Here is a 7832-nt window from a genome sequence, read left to right as displayed (position 1 = left end):
AGCACCCGGCCAGCGTGGTTGCCAGCATGGCCGCTGCCAGCAGCAGCGTCAGCTGCCGCGTCACCCGCTCCGGGCGCTCCGGGCGGGCCGGGGCGGCCACGTGCCGCCCCTTGCCGTATATGAAACCCGTCAGGCAAGTCCTGCCCGTCAGGCCAGTCCAACTAGTCATGGCGCTTCTCCTTGTTGCAGGCGTCGTCGCCCGCGCCCGCCGCGTTGTCCGGCGGCAGGTCTTCGAAGGCCGAGTGGCGCTGCTCTTCGCAGTACTTGCCCACGGCCATGGTGCGCATGGCCTCGGTGCCGCGCATGCGTTCGCTCACGCCCATGATCAGCCGGTAGAACATGGGGATGAAGAAGGTGGCGATGAAGGTCGCCGCCAGCATCCCGCCGATGACGCCGGTGCCGATGGAGTGGCGGCTGGCCGCGCCCGCGCCGCTGCTGATGGCCAGCGGCACGCAGCCCAGCACGAAGGCCAGCGAGGTCATGATGATGGGGCGGAAGCGCAGGCGGGCGGCCTCGATGGCCGATTCCACCAGCGAAAGCCCCTCGTGCCGCTTGATCACCGCGAATTCCACGATGAGGATGGCGTTCTTGGCCGCAAGGCCGATGAGCGTGACCAGCGAGATCTGCAGGTACACGTCGTTGGCAAGGCCGCGCAGCCATACTGCGGTGATGGCCCCGAACAGGGCGAACGGCACGGCCATGATGACCGCCAGCGGCAGCGACCATTTTTCGTACTGCGCCGCCAGGATCAGGAACACCATGACCAGGCCCAGCACGAACACCAGCGACGACGAGCCGCCGGCCTGCTTTTCCTGGTAGGCGGAACCGGACCAGGCCAGGGTGTAGTCCGGCGGCATGACCTCCGCCGCCACGGCTTCAATGGCGGCGATGGCCTGGCCGGAGCTGTACCCGGGGGCGGGGCCGCCCACCACCTTGGCGGCGGGGAACACGTTGAAGCGTTCCACCACCTCGGGGCCGGTCACTTCCTGCACGTCCACCAGCGAGGTGAGGGGAATCATCTCGCCCGAGGTGGCCCGCACGAACACGTTGGCCACGTCCGCCGGGCGGGCGCGGAAGTCGGCCTCCGACTGCATCTGCACCTTGAAGGTACGCCCGAACTTGTTGAAGTCGTTCACGTAGCTGGCGCCAAAGGTGGCCTGCATGGTGTCGAAGATGGTGTTCACCGGCACGCCCAGGGCTTTCGCCTTGTTGCGGTCCAGGCTGATGAACAGTTGCGGTGCGTTGGCGCTGAAGGTGGTCTGCACGCCCGCCAGTTCGGGCCGCTTGGAGGCGGCGGCGATGAGCTTGCCCACCATGCCCGCCAGGGCCTTGCTGTCGCCTTCGCCGCGGTTCTGCACGTACAGTTCGAAGCCGCCGGTGTTGCTCATGCCCGAGATGGGCGGCGGGTTGAAGGCCAGCACGATGCCTTCCGGCACGCCCATGCCCACGCCGAACACCTTGCGGGCGTAGTCGAACGACGACTGTCCCTCGCCCTTGCGCTCGTCCCACGGCTTCAGCGGCACGAACGAGGTGACGAAGTTGGGCTTGGGCACCCCGGACAGCAGGTCGTAGCCGGTCAGGGTGATCAGGTTGGCCACGCGGGGGTCTTCCAGGTGGCTCTTGTCGATCAGGTCGGCCACCACGCGGGTGCGTTGCAGGCTGGCCCCGTCGGGCAGGATGGACAGGCCGATGATGTAGCCCTGGTCCTCGTCCGGGGCGAGGCCGCCGGGCACCACCTGGAAGAGGTGCCAGGTGGCGCCGCCGAGGCAGGCGAACAACACCAGCGCAAGGCCCGCGCGGCGGATCAGGAAGGTCACCCCGCCGGTGTAGCGGTGGGTGACGCGCTCGAACCAGGCGTTGAACCAGCGGAAGAACATGGGCGGCTCATGATGGCCGGGCTTCAGCATCAGCGCGCACAGGGCGGGCGTCAGCGTCAGGGCCACCAGGCCGGAGATGACCACCGACACCGCAATGGTGATGGCGAACTGCTTGTACATCTGCCCGGCAAGGCCGCCCATGAAGGCCACGGGAACGAACACTGAGCACAGCACCAGCACGATGGCGATGACCGGCCCGGTCACTTCCTCCATGGCCTTGATGGTGGCCTTTCGCGGCGACAACCGCTCGGAGGACATGATGCGTTCCACGTTTTCCAGCACCACGATGGCGTCGTCCACCACGATGCCGATGGCCAGCACCAGACCGAACAATGTCAGCGTGTTGATGGAGAAGCCCAGCGCGTACATGCCCGCGAAGGTGCCCACGATGGACACCGGCACCGCAAGGCAGGGGATGAGCGTGGCCCGCCAGTTCTGCAGGAACAGGAACACCACCAGGAACACCAGCACCATGGCTTCCACCAGGGTGTGGACCACCTCGTTGATGGAGATGCGCACGAACTCGGTGGTGTCGTAGGGGATGGAGTAGCTGATGCCGTCGGGGAAGCGCTGCGACAGTTCCTGCATCTTGGCGGCAACGCGGTCTGCCGTTTCCAGCGCGTTGGCGCCGGGCGTCAGGAACACGCCGACGGCCACGGTGGGCTTGCCGTTGAGCTGGGTGCGGACGTCGTAGTCCTTGGCGCCCAGTTCCACGCGGGCCACATGCTTGAGCAGCAGGGTGGAGCCGTCCGGCTCTGCCCGCAGGATGATGTTCTCGAATTCCTCGGGGTTGGTCAGGCGCCCCTTGGTGGTGACCAGGTAGTTCAGTTCCAGCGGGCTGCTGGACGGTTCCTGCCCGATGCGCCCGGCGGCGAACTGGGCGTTCTGCTCGCGGATGGCCAGCGCCACGTCGCCGGGGGTCAGCTTGAGCTGGGCCAGCTTGTCCGGGTGCAGCCAGATGCGCATGGAATAGTCCTTGGCGCCGAAGATGGAGGCATCGCCAACGCCGGGAAGGCGCTTGAGCTCGTCCACCACGTTCACCAGGACGTAGTTGCTGATGTAGACCGAATCGTAGCGCCCGTCGGGCGAGAAGGTGTTCACCACCTGCAGGATGGAGGGCGACCGCTTGGTCACGGTGACGCCCTGGCGGCGCACTTCCTCGGGCAGCGAGGCGGTGGCGGCCTGCACCCGGTTGTTGACGTTGATGGTGGCCTGGTCGGGGTCGGTGCCCACGGCAAAGGACACGGAAATGGTCATCTGGCCGTTACCGGCGCTGACCGAGTTCATGTACAGCATGCCGTCCACGCCGTTGATCTGCTGTTCCAGCGGCGAGGCCACCGTGGCCGCGATGACCTCTGGGCTGGCGCCGGGATACACGGCGGAGACGATGACCTGCGGCGGCACAAGTTCCGGGTATTGCGCGATGGGCAGCGCACGCATGGCCATGAACCCCGCCAGCATGATCACGATGGAGATCACGCACGCGAAGATGGGGCGATGGATGAAGAAACGCGATATCATGGCAAATCCTGCTGGGGGCGGGCTAGGAACCCTGGTTTGCGGCCTTGGTCGCGTTTCCGGCGGGGGCCTGCCCGTTCTGGCCGGGCTGGCCGGATTGACCGGATTGGCCGGACTGACCGGACTGGGCTTCGCGCGGCTGGCCGATGGTCACCGGCTGGCCGGGGCGCACCTTCAGCAGGCCTTCGACCACGATGCGTTCACCGGGGGTCAGGCCCTTTTCCACGATGTACTGGTTGTCGATGGGCAGGCTGATTTCCACGGGGCGCGGCTGGGCGATGTCGCCTTCGCCGATCACCCACACCATGGGGCCCTGCTGGGTTTGCAGCACGGCGCGCTGGGGAATGGCCAGGGCGTTGTTGTAGATCGCGCCGCTCATGACCACGCGCACGAACTGGCCGGGCAGCACTTCCGCCTCGGGGTTGGGGAATTCGGCGCGCACGCGGATGGTGCCGGTCAGCGGGTCCACCTGGGGGTCGATGAAGTTCACCGTGCCGGTGCGCTTGTAGATGGAGCCGTCGATGAGCCGCACGGTCACGTCATACCCCTTCTTGGGCAGGGTGATCCTGCCTTCCTCGCGCATGCGGCGCAGGCGGAACAGGTCCACGCTGGGGGCGGAGAAGTTCACGTACACCGGGTCCACCCTGGAGATGGTGGTCAGCAGGCTGCCCTCTGCGGTGGTGGTGACAAGGCTGCCCTCTGAGCGGGTTTCCTTGCTGGTCATGCCGGAGATGGGGGCCTCGACGCGGGTGTATCCAAGATTGATGCGCGCGGTCTTCACGCGGGCGCGCGCTTCTTCCAGCGCGGCCCTGGCCGAATCGAACTCGGCCACGGCGTCGTCGCGGTCCTTCTGGCTGACGGCGTTCTCGCGGTACAGGGGCAGCACGCGGTCGCGGTTGCTCTGGGCGCTTTGCAGGCGCGCCTCGGCCTGGGCCTGCTGACCCAGCGCCTGCTCAAGGTCGGCCTTGAACGGTTCGGGATCGATCTCGAACATCAGGTCGCCCTTCTTCACCGGGCGGCCTTCGGTGTAGGCGCGGCGCATCAGGATGCCGCCCACGCGGGCGCGCACCTCGACCTCGCGCGAGCCAGCCGTCTGCCCCACGTATTCGTAGGTCAGGGGCAGGTCGCGCGGCTGCACCTGCTGCACCACCACCAGGGGGGCGGGCATGGCCTTGGGGGCGGCGGATTCGTCCTTGCACCCGGCCAGCATGGCCGCAAGGGCAAGGACCAGGGCGAACAGCCCCATGTGCAGGGCGGGCAGGGGCCGCGCCGAGGCGACTGCTCCGGCGCGGGCGCGGGGGGACGGAATGGGGAAGTGGTACTGCATGGAGTGGTTCCTCCTCGGCGCGGCGCGGGATGCGCCGGTGCGCCGACATACGGGGCGGTTGAGTGTGTCTGTCGGAGTTCCGGCGGGTCGTGCCTGCCCGCGTTGCGGCGGTGCGGGCAGGGAACGGGGGAAATCCGATAGGATGCTATTCGGTAGCTTACTATCGAAGTGTAGCGTTCTACATGGGGCTGCGGTGGCCGTCAACACCGTGTCGCCTCACTGTCCGGGGTTTGGACTGCGTAATCCCGTGCGGACATGGTGACGCTGCCGTCGTCAGCCTGCGGGCAGCGGGTGCGCCCTTCGGCAAGCCTTCCTGCCTGCATCAGGCCGTGGGCGGTCCGGTGGCCTGGCAGGCGGCGGTGCCGGACATGGCCATGATGCCGCCCAGGGTGAAGCGGGTCACCCCTTCGGCGATGCGGTGCAGCACCTCGGGGGTCAGTTCCTCGTGTCCGTAGAAATGGACGATGGCGGCGCGACCGTTGTAGTGGAACGAAATGTGCCCGAAAATGGCCAGCAGGCAGGTGCGCAGCACGTCCGGGTCGTCCGCCGCCGGGCCCAGTAATCCGCGCAGGATGTCGGCCAGCAGGTCGTTGACCGGTGCGATGTGCTCGCGCAGCAGCCCGTCGCAGGCCGGGGTGGGGTCGATGAGTTCCAGCGACACCAGTTTGCCGTGCGCCTGGCTGACCGGATCGTCGCCACCGCCAAGGATGCGCTGCACCAGTCCGTGCACGAAGGCGCGCAGACGCTCCCTGGGCGGGGAGTCGGGCGTTACCCCCACGTCCAGCGGAAAGGCCGCCTGGCAGGTGCGCATGTAGTGGTCCAGCATGGCGGCGTACAGGTTGTCCTTGCCTCCGAAATGGTAGTTCACGGCGGCCACGTTGGCCCCGGCCCGACGGCAGATTTCGCGCACCGTGGCGGCGTTGTAGCCATGCTCGGCAAACACCTCCGCGGCGGCGGCCAGCAGCCGCTCGCGCGTGCCCTGGTCCTGCCTGCCGGACTGGTCCGGCCTGCCTGACCTGCCCGGTCTGTCTGGCATGTCCTGTTCGTCGGGCAAGGAGGTCCACTGGCGGTGGTCCTGCCGTCTGTTCATGCGGCCATGCTCGCTCATTGCCCGCTCCCTGTCGTTTCACTGCTTGCCAACATCGTTTCAAATTCAAAATTCAATCATTGTTTGAAGCGTGAATATGCCTTCGGAACTTCACTGTCAAGCGCAGTCCCGCTCCCCTTGCGCACGGGTCGGTGGCCCGGATGCGCCGACTGGTTCTGCGCAAGGGAGGGGGGTGCAGGAGGGACGGGCAGGGGGCGCCATGCGCCTTGTTCCGGGGCAGGGTGAATGATGCTCAACCTACTGGGGCGGCGGCGCGCTGGGTGGATCCGCCAGCGCGCCGCGCTCATGCCGGCGGGTCAGTCCGCCGCGGCCTCTCCCCATGCGCGCATGCTCTTGCCCACCTTCTTGCGCACGCCCTGCCAGGTATGGCGGGTGAGCGCGGAATGCTCCATGGCGTCCAGCATCTTGCGGTACATGGGCAGGGGTGCGGCAAAGCTCATTTCGTCGGTCTTCATGAATTTGCGGGCCGAAAGGTCGAACCCGCCGATCACCGCCCGTTCCTCGCCGCGCTGCTGGTAGGCCAGTGGCCAGGCGATGAGGGCGCCGCACCCCGCGCTGAAGGGCGAGGCCACGGCGTTGTGGTTGCCCGTGGCGTAGCAGGCCAGCGAGAACAGGCCGTTGAGCGCCTCTGGCCGGGCGAAGAAGGCCACCACCAGCGGTTCTTCGCCGTCGTCGAACTGGCCCAGCGGCTTGAGCACGCAGTACTTGGCCGGGGCTTCCGGGGGCATGGTGTCATCCATGAAGGCGCGCATGGACGGATGGTCGGGCAGGTAGTGCTCGCCTTCCATGGGGGTGCCGGGAATGCCCGTGGTCACGTAGCAGATGTTGGTTTCCAGATAGGGCCGGTACATGCCGGAGTAGAAGCCGCCGCCCATGCAGCCGCACGCCTCGTGGCTGATCCACGCCGCCCGTTTTTTCCTGCGGGCCAGCCAGACATTGCCGACCAGGCAGGAAAATTCGTTGGTGAAGGCCTTGCTCCAGTCGATCTGCCCGGCGGCCTCGCGGTCGCGGGTAAAGATTTCGCCGTGTTTGGGGCCAAAGCCGTCCACGGGTTGTACGTCGGTGTAGTGCACGCCGAAGGGTTCCTCGTCGTGGCCCAGCAGTTCCAGCAGGCGCTGGGTGCGTTCGATGACGGTCTGCATGGTGCTCCTCCCGTGTTGGTGCGAATGGCAGGCCGCGCGGCGGCCAGGATTTTCGTGGGGCGGGGTTCTGGCGAGGGTGGCCAGGCGATCCGGCCCTGCTGTCCGGGTCAGGGGGTCGACTCAGGGGGTCGGCTCAGCGGGGCGGCTCAGGGGGCGAGGCCGCGCAGGGTGTCCTTCACCGTGGCCAGCACCCGCATGCAGGTGGCGTGGTCCTGCGGGCTGACGTCCTGCAGCAGCAGGACCAGGGCTTCCTCGGCCACGGCGCGGCTGCGCTCCTTCAGGGCGTCGCCCGCCTGCGTGGCCGTGACGACCCTGCGCCGGGCGTCGTCGGGGTCGGGATTGCGGGTGACCAGCCCCTTGTCTTCCATGGTGGCCAGCAGGCGGCTCATGCCCGTCTTGTCCATGCACAGGGCGTGGGTCAGTTCGTCCTGCCCGATGGTTCCCCGGTTCCACACAAAGACCATGACACCCCACTGTTCGGCGGTGAGGTCGATGCCTGCCTGGGCCATGCGGCGGCGCAGGAAGGACGCCATGAGGCGGTTGGTCGTGAAGGTCATGAAGCCCAGGGAGGATTCCGGGTCGAAAAAGAAGTTGTTCATGTCAACCACTGTAGGCAAATGGTTGTCGATGTCAACTGTTCGGACGCCGAAACGGATGGAGGCACGGAAAACGCCCGGATGTCCGGGCGGAAAAACCGGGCGGAGAGGGAAGGGCGGACTGTGAAGCCGGACAGGGAAGGCGTGCGTGCGCCATGGACCGCGCACGGCAAGCGTGCACGGCATGGCGCGCGGGGCACACCCCGCGAGGGCGATGGGCGGAATGGGCGATGGCCCGGCGGGTGGTCTGCGGGTTCGGCCCGG

Annotated in this window: 5 protein-coding genes; all 5 read right to left on the bottom strand. The window is 67.3% G+C overall.

Features of this window, described 5'->3' with window-relative positions; genetic code table 11:
- Positions 1 to 161: 161 nt before the first annotated feature.
- The 5 genes from FVW20_RS02860 to FVW20_RS02840 all read right to left on the bottom strand — a co-directional run bounded on the left by FVW20_RS02860 (position 162) and on the right by FVW20_RS02840 (position 7571).
- Positions 162 to 3398, bottom strand: a complete 3237-nt coding sequence (locus FVW20_RS02860) for an efflux RND transporter permease subunit (protein ID WP_196608213.1) — start codon at positions 3396 to 3398, stop codon at positions 162 to 164.
- A 22-nt stretch (positions 3399 to 3420) separates the two neighbouring features.
- Entirely contained in the window at positions 3421 to 4722 is a 1302-nt protein-coding gene (locus FVW20_RS02855; protein ID WP_196608212.1) for an efflux RND transporter periplasmic adaptor subunit, read from the bottom strand.
- A 322-nt stretch (positions 4723 to 5044) separates the two neighbouring features.
- A complete protein-coding gene (locus FVW20_RS02850) occupies positions 5045 to 5812 on the bottom strand; it encodes a TetR/AcrR family transcriptional regulator (RefSeq protein ID WP_231038811.1) in 768 nt (255 codons plus the stop codon).
- A gap of 314 nt (positions 5813 to 6126) precedes the next feature.
- On the bottom strand, positions 6127 to 6972 hold the full coding sequence (locus tag FVW20_RS02845) for a DUF169 domain-containing protein (protein ID WP_196608210.1): 846 nt from the start codon (positions 6970 to 6972) through the stop codon (positions 6127 to 6129).
- 146 nt (positions 6973 to 7118) lie between these two features.
- A complete protein-coding gene (locus FVW20_RS02840; RefSeq protein ID WP_196608209.1) occupies positions 7119 to 7571 on the bottom strand; it encodes a MarR family winged helix-turn-helix transcriptional regulator in 453 nt (150 codons plus the stop codon).
- Positions 7572 to 7832 lie beyond the last annotated feature (261 nt).

The sequence above is a fragment of the Nitratidesulfovibrio oxamicus genome, assembly GCF_015731765.1.
Lineage (GTDB): Bacteria > Desulfobacterota > Desulfovibrionia > Desulfovibrionales > Desulfovibrionaceae > Cupidesulfovibrio > Cupidesulfovibrio oxamicus.
This window is presented reverse-complemented; position numbering and strand designations above follow the sequence as displayed.